The sequence below is a fragment of the Agrobacterium tumefaciens genome, assembly GCF_013318015.2.
Classification (GTDB): Bacteria; Pseudomonadota; Alphaproteobacteria; order Rhizobiales; family Rhizobiaceae; genus Agrobacterium; species Agrobacterium tumefaciens.
Genome location: NZ_CP115842.1, coordinates 539,698 through 554,841, shown reverse-complemented (window position 1 = coordinate 554,841; position 15,144 = coordinate 539,698). Strand labels below are relative to the sequence as shown.

The 15,144-nt window shown below is 60.4% G+C and carries 10 protein-coding genes; 9 read left to right on the top strand and 1 reads right to left on the bottom strand.

Annotation, left to right across the window (positions count from 1 at the left end; genetic code table 11):
• From galE to G6L97_RS16015, 4 genes are read left to right on the top strand one after another with little or no spacing between them, the layout of a single operon-like run.
• The gene (gene galE / locus G6L97_RS16030; protein ID WP_013761570.1) at positions 1–984 is read left to right on the top strand and encodes a UDP-glucose 4-epimerase GalE; all 984 of its coding nucleotides are present in this window, start codon (positions 1–3) and stop codon (positions 982–984) included.
• Entirely contained in the window at positions 981–2,909 is a 1,929-nt protein-coding gene (locus G6L97_RS16025) for a glycosyltransferase family 2 protein (RefSeq protein ID WP_025595678.1), read from the top strand. The genes galE and G6L97_RS16025 overlap by 4 nt, the downstream gene beginning before the upstream one ends.
• A gap of 15 nt (positions 2,910–2,924) precedes the next feature.
• Entirely contained in the window at positions 2,925–3,428 is a 504-nt protein-coding gene (locus tag G6L97_RS16020) for a DUF995 domain-containing protein (RefSeq protein WP_003510879.1), read from the top strand.
• Positions 3,429–3,440: 12 nt separating this feature from the next.
• A complete protein-coding gene (locus G6L97_RS16015) occupies positions 3,441–4,406 on the top strand; it encodes a glycoside hydrolase family 26 protein (RefSeq protein WP_003510877.1) in 966 nt (321 codons plus the stop codon).
• 48 nt (positions 4,407–4,454) lie between these two features.
• Here the strand turns inward: G6L97_RS16015 and G6L97_RS16010 are convergent, their stop codons facing one another.
• Complete coding sequence (locus tag G6L97_RS16010; RefSeq protein ID WP_174003408.1) at positions 4,455–5,639, bottom strand: AGE family epimerase/isomerase; 1,185 nt, start codon at positions 5,637–5,639, stop codon at positions 4,455–4,457.
• A 433-nt stretch (positions 5,640–6,072) separates the two neighbouring features.
• On the opposite strand from G6L97_RS16010, the gene bcsN reads away from it, so the two are divergent.
• The 5 genes from bcsN (at position 6,073) to G6L97_RS15985 (ending at position 15,121) form a co-directional block, all read left to right on the top strand.
• Positions 6,073–6,975 (top strand): cellulose biosynthesis protein BcsN, encoded by a 903-nt coding sequence (bcsN, locus tag G6L97_RS16005; protein WP_174003405.1) that lies wholly within the window; start codon positions 6,073–6,075, stop codon positions 6,973–6,975.
• A gap of 82 nt (positions 6,976–7,057) precedes the next feature.
• The gene (gene bcsA / locus G6L97_RS16000) at positions 7,058–9,247 is read left to right on the top strand and encodes a UDP-forming cellulose synthase catalytic subunit (RefSeq protein ID WP_174003402.1); all 2,190 of its coding nucleotides are present in this window, start codon (positions 7,058–7,060) and stop codon (positions 9,245–9,247) included.
• Positions 9,244–11,730: a cellulose biosynthesis cyclic di-GMP-binding regulatory protein BcsB gene (locus tag G6L97_RS15995; RefSeq protein ID WP_174003397.1), complete on the top strand. Its 2,487-nt coding sequence runs from the start codon at positions 9,244–9,246 to the stop codon at positions 11,728–11,730. Before bcsA ends, G6L97_RS15995 begins: the two co-directional genes overlap by 4 nt.
• Positions 11,727–12,782: a glycosyl hydrolase family 8 gene (locus tag G6L97_RS15990; protein ID WP_174003394.1), complete on the top strand. Its 1,056-nt coding sequence runs from the start codon at positions 11,727–11,729 to the stop codon at positions 12,780–12,782. The genes G6L97_RS15995 and G6L97_RS15990 overlap by 4 nt, the downstream gene beginning before the upstream one ends.
• On the top strand, positions 12,779–15,121 hold the full coding sequence (locus tag G6L97_RS15985) for a cellulose synthase (protein ID WP_174003392.1): 2,343 nt from the start codon (positions 12,779–12,781) through the stop codon (positions 15,119–15,121). The genes G6L97_RS15990 and G6L97_RS15985 overlap by 4 nt, the downstream gene beginning before the upstream one ends.
• The last annotated feature ends 23 nt before the right edge of the window (positions 15,122–15,144 follow it).

Genomic DNA, 15,144 nt, shown 5'->3' with positions numbered 1-15,144 from the left:
ATGTCCCGTACAATCCTCGTCACGGGCGGGGCCGGATTCATAGGCAGCCACATCTGCAAGGCGCTGGCGCATTCCGGCTTCAAGCCCATTGCTTACGATAATCTCTCGACGGGTCACGCGGATTCAGTTCGCTGGGGTCCCTTCATTGAAGGCGACATTCTGGATCGTAGTCTCTTGAAGGCCACGCTCAAGGAGTTCTCGCCAGCCTTCGTCATCCATTGCGCCGCAAATGCCTATGTCGGCGAATCCGTTGAGGATCCGCGCAAATATTACCGCAACAATGTCGGCGGCAGTCTGGCGCTTCTGGATGCTTGTCTCGACCAGAATATCGGCGGGCTGGTATTTTCCTCCAGCTGCGCCACCTATGGCGTGCCGCCGCAATTACCGATCCGCGAGGAAACGGCGCAGATCCCGGTCAATCCCTACGGTCGTACGAAGCTGATTTTCGAAATGGCGCTCGATGATTACGCTGCCGCCTATGGCATGCGTTTCGTCGCTCTGCGCTACTTCAATGCGGCGGGTGCCGACCCGGATGGCGAACTTTACGAACGCCACGAGCCGGAAACCCATCTGATCCCCCGGGCACTGATGGCCGCCGCCTCGCGGCTGCCGCAACTTGACGTCTTCGGCCAGGACTACGACACCAGCGACGGCACCTGTATCCGCGACTACATCCATGTCAGCGATCTGGCTGACGCCCATGTGGCCGCCGTCAACTATCTTTCCGATGGCGGCGAGACCCTGCGTGTCAATCTCGGCTCCGGCCACGGCACATCGGTCGGGGATATCATCCGCGCGATCCATCGCGTCACGGGACAGGAAGTGCCGGTACATTTCGGCGCAAGGCGCGCCGGTGATCCGCCCGCCCTGTTCGCTGATATAGAAAGAGCGAGGGCGACCCTCGGCTTTGCGCCGAAGCGCTCCGATATAGACACCATCATCCGCACGGCTGGTCCCGGCTTCGGGTTGGAGGTGCTGTCATGAAAGCTCGCTCTACCCCTTCCGTACCATCATCGCGTCCCGTCGCGGGCCAATTGCCAATGCTGCCCGTCTTCACCGGCTGGAACCGCATGGCCTATCGTCTCGGCATTGGCGGTTGGCTGGTGACGCTTGCCTATTTCTGGATCTGGTGGCTGGACCGGGATCGGGTCATCGACTGGCCGTATTTTACGATCGTTACGGTAACACTCGCGTGGATCACGCTTCTGCCGTCCTATTTCATCTTCATCTTCCTGAACGCAAGGGTCGTCGACCGGCGCTCTCCTCTGCCGCAGGGCAGGGTGGCGATGGTTGTAACCAAGGCGCCGTCGGAGCCATTTACCGTAGTACAAAAGACGCTGCAGGCCATGCTGGAGCAGAAGGGCCTGGAATTTGACGTGTGGCTTGCGGATGAGGACCCGGATGCGCAAACGTTGAAATGGTGCGGCGCGCACGGTGTTTTCGTTTCGACCCGGAGGGGTGTCGTCGATTATCACCGCAAGACATGGCCTCGCCGCACCCGTTGCAAGGAAGGCAATCTCGCTTATTTCTACGATCATTACGGGTATGAGCGTTATGATTTCGTCGCGCAATTCGACGCCGATCACGTTCCGGAACCGGACTATCTGAGTGAAATCATCCGTCCTTTCGCCGATCCGGCGGTTGGATATGTCTCCGCACCAAGCATCTGCGATGCCAATGCAAAGGAGAGCTGGGCTGCGCGTGGCAGGCTTTATGCCGAGGCAAGCCTGCACGGCGCCCTGCAGCTGGGTTACAACAACAGCTGGGCGCCGCTTTGTATCGGCTCGCATTACGCCGTGCGCACCAAAGCCCTGCGTGAGGTGGGCGGTCTGGGACCCGAGCTTGCCGAGGACCATTCCACCACGCTTTTGATGAATGCGGGCGGCTGGCGCGGCGTCCATGCCGTCAACGCAATCGCGCATGGCGACGGGCCGGTGACTTTTACCGATCTCGTGGTGCAGGAATTCCAGTGGTCACGCAGTCTGATGACCATCCTCTTGCAATATTCGCGGCATTACGTGCCGAAGCTTCCCTTGCGGTTGAAATTCCAGTTCCTGTTTTCACAGCTCTGGTATCCCCTGTTTTCCGGCTTCATGGCACTGATGTTCGTGCTTCCCGCTTTTGCACTGTTGAGCGGCCAGGTACTCGTCAATGCCTCCTATCCAGTGTTTCTGGCGCATTTCCTGCCGATTTCGCTCATCATGATCGTGTTCGCCTTTTTCTGGCGGGCCACGGGGGCCTTTCGCCCGCATGATGCGAAACTCTTCGGGTGGGAAGCCATCGTGTTTCTGTTCCTGCGCTGGCCCTGGTCGTTGATGGGTGTGCTTGCGGCGATACGCGATACGATCCGTGGTGATTTCGTCGACTTTCGCATTACACCCAAGGGCACGCAGGCAAAACCGCCGCTGCCGCTGCGTGTAATCGCGCCTTACATGGTTCTGGCGGCACTAAGCCTTCTCGCAATGGTGCTGGCGCCGCGTGAAAACGCTGCGGAAGGTTTCTTCGTCTTCGCCGCGATCAATGTGGCGATCTACGCGGGCCTTTCGGTTTTTCTTCTCGTCCGACACACCATGGAAAACGGCTTGCCACGGCTGCCGGCATTGCGCGGTGGGGCGACGGTTGCCGCCTGTTCGTTACTGCTTGTGGCAGGTAGTGCCGCGGAACTCAGCTCCCATGCGATTGGTGGGCTGGAGGCCCTGTCGCACGGGCAACCCTATGTCAGCTTCACCGAAACGCGGTTCACCGTGGCCGGTGCTGGCGTGGAGGGAGCGAGATCGGTGCGTCTGAAACTGCGCATCGTACTGCCGGGAATGCCCGGAATTCGAAACATGCAGGCGGAGCCCATGGTGCCGCCACCGGTCATGACAACCGGAGAAATCATGCTGGCCGACAATAGGGTCGGACAATAGAAGGAGGAGGCTGTGATGAGAACAACAATAAGCAAATGCGGGTTCTCCGCTTTCGTACTCTGCCTTGCGGTGATCGCGCCAAGTGCCGTCCACGCCGCGGGCGGCACGAAGACGCCGAAACCGCTCCGGACCAGCGAAGTCGTAGATATGTATTACGACAAGACCTGGAAATGGGAGACTGGTGGCGGACGCTTCATCGCCGATGGCCGCAAGTTCATCGCCCTGACTGAAGAGAAAGGCAAGAAGGCCGTCGGTGAAGGCCGCTGGACCGTCGATGCCAAAGGTACGCTGTGCATGCGCGCTACCTGGAAAACCGATGCCGGAAACGGCAAGGCAGACACGTGTTTCGACCACGGTCGCATCGGTCAGGTGCTTTACCAGCGCAAGCAGGGCGGCCCCTGGTACGTCTTCCGGCATAATCCGCCACGACCCGGAGATGAATTCCTGAAACTTGTCCGCAAGGACGACGTCACCCCGCAAATCGCCGCCTACGGCAAGGCGATGACTGCGACGAGGTAGGAGGAAAGTGTCATGCAAATAACAAGAAGAAGACTGCTCTTTGCAAGCGGGGCTGCTGTTGCTGCTTCAGCCAGCATGTACCCCATATTCAAACTGGATGCCCAGGGGGTCGCGCCCATGGGCTCCACGGGCATGAAGACGCTTGCCGACAAACGTCCGACATTGCACGCGGATGGTATACGCTTCGGCGCCTACGATCCGCACGGCGATTTCACCGGCCAGACCGGGGTGGCGACGGAACATCTGTTCTTGCCCTGGGAGGACGTGGATCTCGACAGCCTCGCGCTCGCAGACGCTTACGCTCTGGAGCGCAAGCGTAACGTGCTGATCACGGTCGAACCCTGGTCATGGGACGTCAACTGGCGGCTCACCTCCGACGAGTTACGCCGCAAGGTGATGGGAGGCGACTACGACAAGAACATGCAGGCGATCGCCGCACGCATGTCCGCAATGAAGAGCCCGCTGATCCTGCGTTGGGGACAGGAAATGGAAGACACATCCGGCCGCTTCTCGTGGTCGGGCTGGAACCCGCAGGACTATATCACGGCCTACAAACGCATGGTGGACATGACCCGCAAGGCGGTCCCCGGCGTCAAGGTGATGTGGTCGCCCAAAGGTCTTGACGGTCTGCGCGCTTACTATCCTGGTGACAATTACGCGGACCTGGTCGGTCTCTCGGTCTTCGGTCTCGAGGACTATGACAAGATCGAATATGGCGGGCCGCAGAAGTTCACCGATCTCCTGCGCAAGGGCTATGGGCTTGTCGAAACCTTCAATAAACCGGTCTGGGTTGCTGAACTGGGTTATGAAGGTGGCGATTCCTACGTCCGTCCATGGATGAACGACGTGACGCTGAAACAGGCGGATTTTCCAAAGCTGGAAGAGGTCGTCTATTTCAACGACAAGGACGTGCATCCATGGCCGCACAATCTCGGCAAGCCCGACTGGCGCGTTGTGCGCCCGGCGCGGCTTAACTGAGGCTGGAGCGGGTAGAGCGGACGCCCGGCCCGCTCGCCCGCCCGGACTCTAATGGCTGGAGGCGAGTACGGCCTCAGCCTCATAGATGGCGCAGACGATGTGGTAGAAAGTGCTGGCCGGTGCCGGTTCGTCCAGCATCGGCTTGTCGGCCGGCCATTTGTCGAACCAAAGTCCTTTGACCGGTGTGTCGAGGAAAGGCTGCAGCGCGCCGATGGCCCTCAGGCCCGAGGCAAGATAACGCTGTCTTTCTTCACCAATGGTCACGCTGGCAAGGCGCAAGGCTGCCTTCAGCCATTCCGTCTGCGGCCAGAGCCGTGCCAGCCCGTCATGTACCGAAAAATCATCGTACAAGCTCATGATCGCGACCTTGCGGCGTGGGCAGATGCCATGCGCTTCGCCGATCTCGAACATGCGCTTGGCCTTGGCGATTGCCTCGCCATTGTTGCGCAGGCTGCCCCAGCGCACCAGAAGCCAGGCCCATTCGAACTGGTGACCGGGCTCCATGATGCGGCCCTTCTCACCTTCAAACGGCATCCAGTCATGGCCGAAGAATTCGCGTAGCCCGCCATTGGTGCCATCGATGAAGCGGGTGAGTGCAAGGCCGGCGATCTCGTCGGCCAGCGCGGTCCATGGACCTTCGGGGTCCTGCACTTCCCAGGCAAGCATCGCCTCGAAAAGATGCATATGCGGATTGGAGCAGAGCGGCGTGCGCGGCGGGTTCGCTTCCTCAAAGCCGGCGACGGGGTGTTTGTAGTCGCGATTGAGGACGGCGAGGATCTCGAGCGCCCGGGCACGCATCTCGTCCTTGCGGTCGGGAAGGGCTGCGGCCGTCTGTGCTGCGGCGAAAAGCGCGAAAGCCTGATTGTAGAGATCGAAGGACGGATCGATCAGCTTGCCGGTTTGGTCGGCGAGGTTGCCGTAAAGGCCGTTATCGAGGCGATAGACCTCTTCGAACCAGCTCAGCCCATGCAGCAACGCATCCTTCCACGGACCCTGCCAGCCGTTCTGGCCGGCGGCAGCGAAACAATAAGCCTGACGAGGCTGCACGCGGGCGCGGCGGTCATCAGAAAAAACCGGTTTCGCATCCTGGCCGAGGCGCTCGTAAAAACCGCCGTCCGGACGGGCGGAGCCCACCTCCCACCACAGCGGCAGCGCGTCCTCTTCAAGCCATTTCCGTAAGGTTCCGATCTCTTCGGCAAGCGCCTGAACGATACTCGGAAATTGCACAGTCATGCGTCAACTCTCTGTTTTTACAGTTGAATGAAAAAAGTGATCAATAAAAATACGTCATCATAGACGCAAGTAGACCATGGGACATATTGCGCTGCAACCGTAAAAATATCGATCTCACGCCGAGCGAACCCGCACCAGCGCGATTTGGTTCCGTCGTCTCGTCCGGCAAAGAAGGGATCTGAAACGATTCGGAGCCCACAAAGCATCAGAAATTACAATATAAATTTGATATTGCTTATTCGCCTGCCTCCAGTATTTCGTAACAATGGTCTGGTCATTAGTGATTCGGTCTCCTTTTAACCTGTTAGGGCTTGGGGAAATAAAGGGGCACGGGGCAGTGAAATTTTCTGCCTTTACTTCATTGCTATTCTCTATTGCAGTTCTTTCGGGCTGCAATACTCCCTCGGGCGTCAGGTCGTTCGGGGGCGCAAAGATGTTGTCTGCGTCCGAAGCACTGGTTTTCCCACCGCCCGGCGGTCCGGAAATCGTCACCGTGGTCAATCGCACCTACTCCAATGCCGTGGCACAGCAGGTCGTATTGCGCGCCGAAGCCGCTACGCCCGGACAGAACTACATCAAGGCCGAGTTCTTCGGTCCGCAGCAAGCCGGCGACACCGATCGCGATGCTTTGACTTTCTCCGGCTTTAAGGCATCCTCCGTCGCGCGGGAAATCCGCTCGGAGTTTCCGGGTGAGAATATCGTCATGTCGGCGAACTATCTGCAGAACGGTTACGGCGCCTTTTCTTATGCGGCCGGCAAGGGCCGGGGCAGCGATACCTGCCTTTATGGCTGGCAGGACATCCGCTCACCCGAAAGCATGCGGCAGGATTTCCGCAACCTGGGGCGTATCAAGGTGCGACTGCGCCTCTGCCAGTCGGGGGCAAGCGTCGAGCAGCTTCTGACGGTCATGTATAATTACACGATCACCGGCACCTATGCCTCGCAAAGCTGGAACCCCTATGGCACGCCGCAGGCGGTGGATCAGAACCTTGGGCGACCGGGCCATCCGGTCTATCCCATGAAGACCAATGAGGTGCCGATGCGGCCCGGCAGTGAAGTGACTGCGAGCATACCATTGCAATCTGTGCGCCGTGCTGCCGTACCCGTCACGCCTGTTCAGCCAACGGCGCAGCCGCTACCGCCGGTGGCGGCAGTCAGTATTCCCTCACCCGCATCCGTTGGCGCGCCTGCCCAGCCCGCGAGGCCTGCTGCTGTAGTCGGCAGGCGCGCGGCCAGCGTGCAGGTGGAGAGCCAGCAGCCGACGCAGGTTCCGCAGGTGGCCATTCCGTCGCCCACATGTCTGTCCGGTTCGACAGCGCCTCCGGGATGCAGGTGATGGCTGGAGCAACGGCAGAAGAGGGCATCGCAAAAGATCCCGGTAAAAATTCCGGGCGGGGAAGAGAGCGGAAAGTTTCGGGATGAACAAGGCCATCACAATCGTTGTCTGGTTTCTTGTGTCGCTTTGCGTTCTGGCCATCGTCACGATGCCGGTCAGCCTGCAGACGCACCTGGTCGCCACGGCGATCTCGCTTGTCCTTCTCGCAACAATAAAGAGTTTCAACGGGCAGGGAGCCTGGCGGCTCGTGGCGCTTGGTTTCGGCACGGCCATCGTGCTTCGTTATGTCTATTGGCGCACCACAAGCACGCTGCCGCCCGTCAACCAGCTCGAAAACTTCATTCCCGGCTTTCTGCTTTATCTCGCGGAAATGTACAGCGTCGTGATGCTGGGTCTCAGCCTCGTCATCGTGTCGATGCCGCTGCCTTCCCGAAAGACCCGGCCTGGCTCGCCCGATTACCGGCCGACGGTCGATGTTTTCGTGCCGAGTTACAACGAGGACGCGGAGCTTCTCGCCAATACGCTGGCGGCGGCCAAGAACATGGATTACCCGGCCGACAAGTTCACCGTCTGGCTGTTGGACGACGGCGGCTCGGTGCAGAAGCGCAATGCCAGCAATATCGTCGAGGCGCAGGCGGCACAGCGCCGCCATGAGGAGTTGAAGAAGCTTTGCGAGGACCTCGACGTGCGTTATCTGACGCGCGAGCGCAACGTCCACGCCAAGGCCGGAAATCTCAATAACGGCCTCGCCCACTCGACCGGCGAACTGGTGACGGTGTTTGACGCCGACCATGCGCCGGCGCGCGATTTCCTTCTGGAAACGGTGGGCTATTTCGAAGAAGACCCCCGGCTCTTTCTGGTGCAGACGCCGCACTTCTTCGTCAATCCCGATCCGATCGAGCGCAATCTGCGCACCTTCGAGACGATGCCGAGCGAAAACGAGATGTTTTACGGCATCATCCAGCGCGGTCTCGACAAGTGGAACGGCGCGTTCTTTTGTGGTTCCGCCGCCGTGCTGCGGCGCGAGGCACTGCTGGATACGGAAGGGTTCAGCGGCGTCAGCATCACCGAGGACTGCGAAACGGCGCTCGCGCTGCATTCGCGCGGCTGGAACAGCGTCTATGTCGACAAGCCCCTGATCGCCGGGCTGCAACCGGCCACCTTCGCAAGCTTCATCGGCCAGCGCAGCCGCTGGGCGCAGGGCATGATGCAGATCCTGATCTTTCGCCAGCCTCTGTTCCGCCGTGGTCTCTCCTTCACGCAGCGTCTTTGCTACATGTCGTCGACGCTGTTCTGGCTTTTCCCGTTCCCGCGCACGATCTTCCTGTTTGCGCCGTTGTTCTACCTGTTCTTCGATCTTCAGATTTTCGTGGCTTCCGGCGGCGAGTTTTTGGCTTATACGGCCGCGTATATGCTCGTGAACCTGATGATGCAGAACTATCTCTATGGCAGCTTCCGCTGGCCGTGGATTTCTGAACTCTACGAATATGTGCAGACGGTCCACCTTCTGCCAGCCGTCGTGTCGGTGATCTTCAATCCCGGCAAGCCGACCTTCAAGGTGACGGCGAAGGACGAATCCATCGCCGAGGCGCGGCTTTCGGAAATCAGCCGCCCGTTCTTCGTCATTTTCGCACTTTTGCTGGTTGCGATGGCCTTTGCCATTTGGCGCATCTACGCCGAGCCATACAAGGCGGACGTCACACTCGTCGTCGGCGGCTGGAACCTGCTCAACCTTATCTTCGCGGGCTGTGCGCTTGGCGTCGTCTCCGAGCGCGGCGAAAAATCGGCGTCGCGGCGCATCACTGTCAAGCGGCGCTGCGAGGTCAAGCTTGAGGGTAGCGACGCATGGGTGCCGGCCTCCATCGACAACGTGTCGGTGCATGGCCTGCTGATCAATCTTTTCGACAGCACCACCGCTATCGAAAAGAATACGACAGCGATCATTAGGGTGAAGCCTCACAGCGAGGGCGTGCCGGAAACCATGACCATCAATGTGGTCCGCACGGTCCGGAACGACGGTTTCATTTCCATAGGCTGCACATTCTCGCCGCAGCGCGCCATCGATCATCGCCTGATCGCCGACCTGATCTTCGCCAATTCCGAGCAATGGAGCGAGTTCCAGCGCGTGCGCCGCAAGAACCCCGGCCTCATCAGAGGCACGGCGATCTTTCTGGCGATATCGGTGTTCCAGACGCAGCGCGGCCTGTTCTATCTGGCCAAGGCGCTCCGGCCCGCCTCCAAAACCGTCAAACCTGCCGGAGTTGTAAAATGAACGGCGGTAAAACGATCAGGAGTTCACTGACAGCACTGATGTTGGGTGTCGTCGCAACCGGTGCGATGGCGCAGTCCTCACCCTTCGACATGTCGCCGGAGAAGCCCGCACAGACAGCCCCGGCACCTGTGCCGTCGCCGACACTTCCCCCAGCTGTACCGCGCCAGCCGCAGCCAGCCCAGCAATCGACCCAGCCTGCAGTGGGCCAGCCTCCTGTGGTAATGCAGCCCGCACCTGCGCCGCAACCGCCGCTGCGGCCGCTGACGCCACCCGTATCCATGCCGCCGCAGGGTCAGGCGAGACCCGTACCCGTTCAGGCATCGTCACCCGCGGCGGATAGCCGTCGCCGGTATATCTTGCCGTACGAAAAGCTCAGCCTTTCCGGCGAAATGGATCGGCGGCAGTGGAGCATTTATCTGACGCCCGAGCAGGTGAATGCCGCCGTTTCGCTGAATATTGGTTATCAGAACGCCATCGTGGTCGCGCCGGAAGACTCGAATTTCCAAGTCAGCCTCAACAATGTTCCGCTGGATACGGCGCGCATTGAGGCGCCCGACGGTGAGGGCAATGTTTCCTTGAAAATTCCACCCGGTGTCCTGCAGGTGGGCGCGAATGTCGTGACGCTTGGCGTGCAGCAGCGCCACAGAACCGATTGCACGATCCAGTCCACTTATGATCTGTGGACCGATGTTAATCCGGCAAATACCTATATCGGCTTTAACGCCGATGTCGCGGGCAACTTCACCAATATCGACGATATCCAGGCAACCGGTCCGGACGCCAAGGCGGCAACGTCGATCGAGATCGTTGCACCTGCGCTCGGCAATCCGGCATTTGCAGATTCGCTGCTGCGCCTTTCGCAGGCTCTGGCGCTCCGAACCCAGATGCCGAACCAGACGATCCGTTTCGTGGCAGCACCCTCCGCCGAACGCAAGGCGGGAACGCTGGTGGTTCTTGTCGGTACCGCGCGCGAGATTGCCGGCTTCACCGGCGCGGTGCCGCCCGAGGCGTCGGCGGGTGCTTTTGCCGGCTTCGATACCACTGCGCCGGGTGGCCTCTCGCCGCTCTTCGTCAGCGGTCCCACCCCGCAGGCGGTACAGGCGGCGATTGAGACGCTGTTTTCCTCGATCTCGCGCACGCCCGGTGCCCAGAGAACGACCTTTTCCACTCGCAGCTGGCATGCGCCGGATGTGCCGCTCGTCATGTCGGACCGTCGCATCGCGCTTTCCGAGCTTGGGCTTGAGAGCAGCGAATTTGGTGGACGGCGTTTCCGCAACGAATTCTACGTCGGCATGCCCGCCGACTTTTATGCGTCGGCCTATGGCGAGGCGGCCATGCTGCTCGATGCCGCATATTCCTCGCAGGTGCTGCCCGGTAGCCATATAGACATCTACGTCAATGACGAGATCGCCTCGACCGTGCCGATCTCCAACAATGGTGGCGGCATTTTCCGGCATCTGCCCATCAATGTGACGATGCGCCACTTCAAGCCTGGCCCGAACAAGATCACCATCGAGGCCGTGTTGATGACGGCGCAGGATCAGGTCTGCGCGCCGGGAGCGCCGGCCAGCACGACCCCGCGTTTTGCCCTGTTCGACACATCGGAAATCCATATTCCCGATTACGCGCAGATCGGTCGCAAACCGGATCTCGCCGCGATGTCCGGTGCCGGGCAGCCCTACAGGTTTGCCGCAAATCCCGTCGCGCTGTCGCTTGATCGTTTCGATAACGACACCATGTCGGCGGCGGCGACATTGGTCAGCCGGCTGGCAAGCGCTGCGGGATATCCGATCAAAGTCGAGACCGTGGCCTCTCCGCTGGTGATCGGCGACCGTGACGCCCTGTTCGTCGGGACGATTTCGCAGTTCCCGCAATCGCTGATCAGCCAGTTCAATCTTGTCCCTTCCAGCCAGATATCCTGGAAAATGGGAACGGGCGTTCAGCCGCCTGCGCAGAATAGCGAAACCCTCTTTAATGACTGGCGAGAGCGGGTGGACGGCGGCATCTGGCAAGGCCAGGTTTCCTCCTTTGAGGAGTGGATGAAGCGGAATTTCGATCTGAGTTCCGATACGCTGCGTTTCCTGCCGGCGGCCGAGCAGCCCTATGCGCCGCCCGGCAATGTCTCCTTCATGCTGGTGCAGGGTCTAAGCCCTTCCGGCGAAGGGGTCTGGACGCTGGCTACCGCCCCGACGTCGGCGGAGCTTCGTGACGGCATGTCTTCGATGGTGCGTGAAAACCATTGGCGCGACGTCACCGGGCGGGTCGCAGCTTACGATTCCGGTGCAGAAAAGATCGAAACGGTCGAGGTGGGGCAGCCGTATTTCTATGTCACGCGGGCGTTTTCCCTCTCGAACTGGAGGCTGATCGCTGCTAATTGGCTGTCTTCCAATGTTCTTTCCTATTCGCTGGCATTCATCGGGTTCGTGTCGCTCCTGGGCTTTGCCACCTTCGCGATGCTGCGTATGATGGGGCGACACCGATGAGGCGTGGGATTTTAAGACTTGCCGGCATTTTCTGCGTGTCGCTGATGGCGTTGATCTCAAGCATCTCGATTGCCCGCGCCGCATCTGTCTCGCCTGAGGCCTGGTCGGCCTATAAAAGTGCGTTTCTCGATCCCGGCGGGCGCATCATCGATACCGGTAACGGCAATATCAGCCACAGCGAAGGCCAGGGTTACGGCATGTGGCTTGCCGTTCTTTCAGAGAACATTGCCGACTTCGAGCTGATATGGAGTTTTACCCGCACGGAACTCCTGGTGCGCGACGACGGTCTCTCCGCGTGGAAATGGGACCCGCGCACCAGACCGCATGTGACTGACATCAACAATGCCACGGATGGCGATATTCTGATTGCCTACGCGCTGGCGCTGGCTGCTGGCCAGTGGAACCGGCAGGACTATGCCGAGGCATCGGCTGCCATCGCATCAGCCGTCCTCAAGAAGACTGTCGTTCAGCGCGGCGGGCGAACGCTGCTTTTGCCCGCCGCCAGCGGCTTTGGCGAGGTTGACCGGGGCGACGGCCCGGTGGTCAATCCTTCCTATCTGATTTTCGAAGCATTTCCGGTCCTCAATCTCGTCGCACCATCGCCACTCTGGAAGGCGCTTGCCGACGACGGCGTGGCGCAGATCGCCACATTTGCTTTCAGCGACAGGAAACTGCCCGCCGACTGGGTCTCGATGAAGACGAAACCGCAACCGGCATCGGCGTTTCCACCCGAGTTCGGTTACAATGCAGTGCGGATTCCGCTTTATCTTGCAAGGGCGAAAATGGGCTCGCCGGAGCTGCTTGACCGCCTGAAAAACGGCATGACGCTGGAAAGCGGTGCTGCGGGAACCTTCGATCTCAAGAGCGGCGCGGTCAAGGACGTTCTGTCGGATCCCGGTTATCGCATCATTCCGGCGCTCGCAGCCTGCGTCGGCGGCGGCCCGGCTGTGCCTGCCGAACTGAAAGGCTTTCAGCCAACGCTTTATTATCCTTCTACATTGCATCTTCTGGCATTGTCGTTTCTGGCAAGGAATAACGGGGAGTGCCGATGAACAAACCGCTGTCTACCTCGGCTCTCATCCTGCTTTTGATTGCTCTCGCCGCCTTCCACTGGCGCGACACCATTCTCGGACGTGTATCGGACATTCATACTTCGGCGGTTGGCGACAACCGTGCGGCGCAGCGCGTTTCTCCAGCGGCAGCCAATCCGGCCCAGATCAACGCGTTCCTTAAAAATCGCGAGATGGCGCAGCTAACCCAACCCGTGACGCCAGCGGTAACGGTGCCGACGACTGATCCGCAACCGCCGGTTACGCAGACACAGACGGGTGGACAGATATCGCAGCCCCAAATGGCGCAGGCGCCCGCACCCCGCCAGACCCAGCCGGCGTCATCAGACATGCCCGAGGTCGATCTCAGCGCGCTGCGCTATTTCGCGGCCAAGGGCGATACCCAGCGGCTTCAGGCTGAAATCGCGAGGCTGCGCACGCTCTATCCGAACTGGACACCGCCTGCCGATCCGCTCGCCATTCCCGTTAACGGCGATCCCCGGCTCGATGCCATGTGGCAGCTTTATAGCGACGGCCGTTACGCCGAGGTCAGAAAGGCGATCGCCGACCGCCAGCAGGCGGAACCCGGCTGGCAGCCTCCCGACAATCTGACCGGCATGCTTTCCCTCGCCGAGGCCCGCCAGCGGCTCGTCAACGCTTCCGATCTCAAGCAATATTCGACAGTGGTGGACGCGGCCGCCAGCAATCCCGGCCTGCTGACCTGTAGCGAGGTGGATGTCCTGTGGCGGGTTGCCGATGCGTTTGCCAATACCGACCGCATGGGACGGGCGCGCGACGCCTATCTCTACATTCTCAACAATTGCACGACGCCAAGCGACAGGCTCGCCACGGTGCAGAAGGCGTCCGCGCTTTTGCCGGCGGAGATGATCGGCGATTTGCTTGCCAAGGAAAAGCCCAACGCAGACGGTCAGCTGGAATTCGAACCGGTCAAGAACGATCTCGCCCGCCAGTTCGTGGCGAAGGCAGGTGAGAAGGAGGGAATTTCCGTTCCTTCCGCCTATCTGATGCGGCTTGAAAGGCTTGCTGAGACCGACAAGCTTGCAAGCGATGCCTTGTTGCTCGGCTGGTATAATATCCGCCAGAAGAACATGGCGGAGGCGGAAAAGTGGTTTCGCAAGGCGCGGGAAGAGGAAGACAGCGGGTCTGCATCGCAAGGGTTGGCGCTGGCGCTGATCGACCGCAACGAGCCACGTGAAGCTGAGGACGTCATGTATAAGTGGCGCACCGCTTCGGACGACGGGCTTGCGACCTATCTTGCCGCGACAGCCAATCTTCTGGCGCTTGAGCCGCCTGTGGTCCTGCCGCCGGATGTGTTGCAGCGCATCGCCGCTGAAACAATAACTCGCAAGGATGCGGCGACCGCGCAGCAGTTCGGCTGGTATTCGCTTGCTTTCAGGCAGACGCCGCTCGCCTTGCAATGGTTCAGCACTGCGCTTGGCTGGAAGGCCGATGACGAACCATCGGCCTATGGCATGGCAGTCAGCTATCACGATCTGCGCAATCTCGCCGGTCTGCGCAGCATACAGCAGCAATGGGCAAGCCGCTCGCAACGCATCGCTGATGTTGGAACGGCACGTATGGTGGACCAGTCCGCGCAGCAGATAGCGCCCGTCACCGCACCGCCTGTCGCCACAGCTTCCCAGACAACGGCACCCGCGCCCTATGCGCCGCAGCCTGAGACAGTGGTGGCTTATAGCCAGCCGTCTGTCCAGCAGCCGGCTCCGGAACCTTCGCGCAAGCAGGCGCGTCTGCCAGCGCAGACGCAGAGGACCGTAAGTGCCTCGTCACGTCCACGCTCCTGCGCGGTCTATCCCGATCCCCAGCGCCTGCCCGCACAGCAGGCGCTTGATCTCGGCTGGTGCCTGATGGAGACTAACCGGCCGGCGGAAGCACTGAAGGCTTTCGAATCCGCCATTGCCGGCGGCCAGTCGACTGTTAAAAGCGATGCGGCCTATGGCCAGAGCCTTGCCTATCTGCGCATGGGGCTGACGGACCATGCCGCTGTCTCGGCGACGAAATCGCGCATGGACCGCCCGCGCGCGACTGAGTTGCAGGTTTCAATCCTGGCCGACAGGGCGGTTTCCGCCTTCCAGTCCAAACGTTATGCGGAAACGCTTCTCCTGCTTGATCAGCGTGCGCGGCTTGCCGATGAGCGCACCGATCTCATGGTATTGCGCGGTTATTCCTATCTTGCCATGAACCGCTACGCCGATGCTGCGCAGATTTTCGAAAGTCTGACGTCCATTGGCGATAAGGAGGGCATCAGGGGACTGGCAGCGGTCCGTGCCGCCCGGCCGAGCAGAGGGCCCCAGGGCGGCTGATGGCGTGGGGCGGCAATGGGCTG

Bases quoted from the DNA above. Each gene is read 5' to 3' on its own strand.
- G6L97_RS16015 (WP_003510877.1), top strand. From the start codon at position 3,441: ATGCAAATAACAAGAAGAAGACTGCTCTTTGCAAGCGGGGCTGCTGTT.
- G6L97_RS15990 (WP_174003394.1), top strand. From the start codon at position 11,727: ATGAGGCGTGGGATTTTAAGACTTGCCGGCATTTTCTGCGTGTCGCTG.
- bcsA (WP_174003402.1), top strand. From the start codon at position 7,058: ATGAACAAGGCCATCACAATCGTTGTCTGGTTTCTTGTGTCGCTTTGC.
- G6L97_RS15995 (WP_174003397.1), top strand. From the start codon at position 9,244: ATGAACGGCGGTAAAACGATCAGGAGTTCACTGACAGCACTGATGTTG.
- G6L97_RS15985 (WP_174003392.1), top strand. From the start codon at position 12,779: ATGAACAAACCGCTGTCTACCTCGGCTCTCATCCTGCTTTTGATTGCT.
- bcsN (WP_174003405.1), top strand. From the start codon at position 6,073: ATGTTGTCTGCGTCCGAAGCACTGGTTTTCCCACCGCCCGGCGGTCCG.
- galE (WP_013761570.1), top strand. From the start codon at position 1: ATGTCCCGTACAATCCTCGTCACGGGCGGGGCCGGATTCATAGGCAGC.
- G6L97_RS16025 (WP_025595678.1), top strand. From the start codon at position 981: ATGAAAGCTCGCTCTACCCCTTCCGTACCATCATCGCGTCCCGTCGCG.
- G6L97_RS16020 (WP_003510879.1), top strand. From the start codon at position 2,925: ATGAGAACAACAATAAGCAAATGCGGGTTCTCCGCTTTCGTACTCTGC.
- G6L97_RS16010 (WP_174003408.1), bottom strand. From the start codon at position 5,639: ATGACTGTGCAATTTCCGAGTATCGTTCAGGCGCTTGCCGAAGAGATC.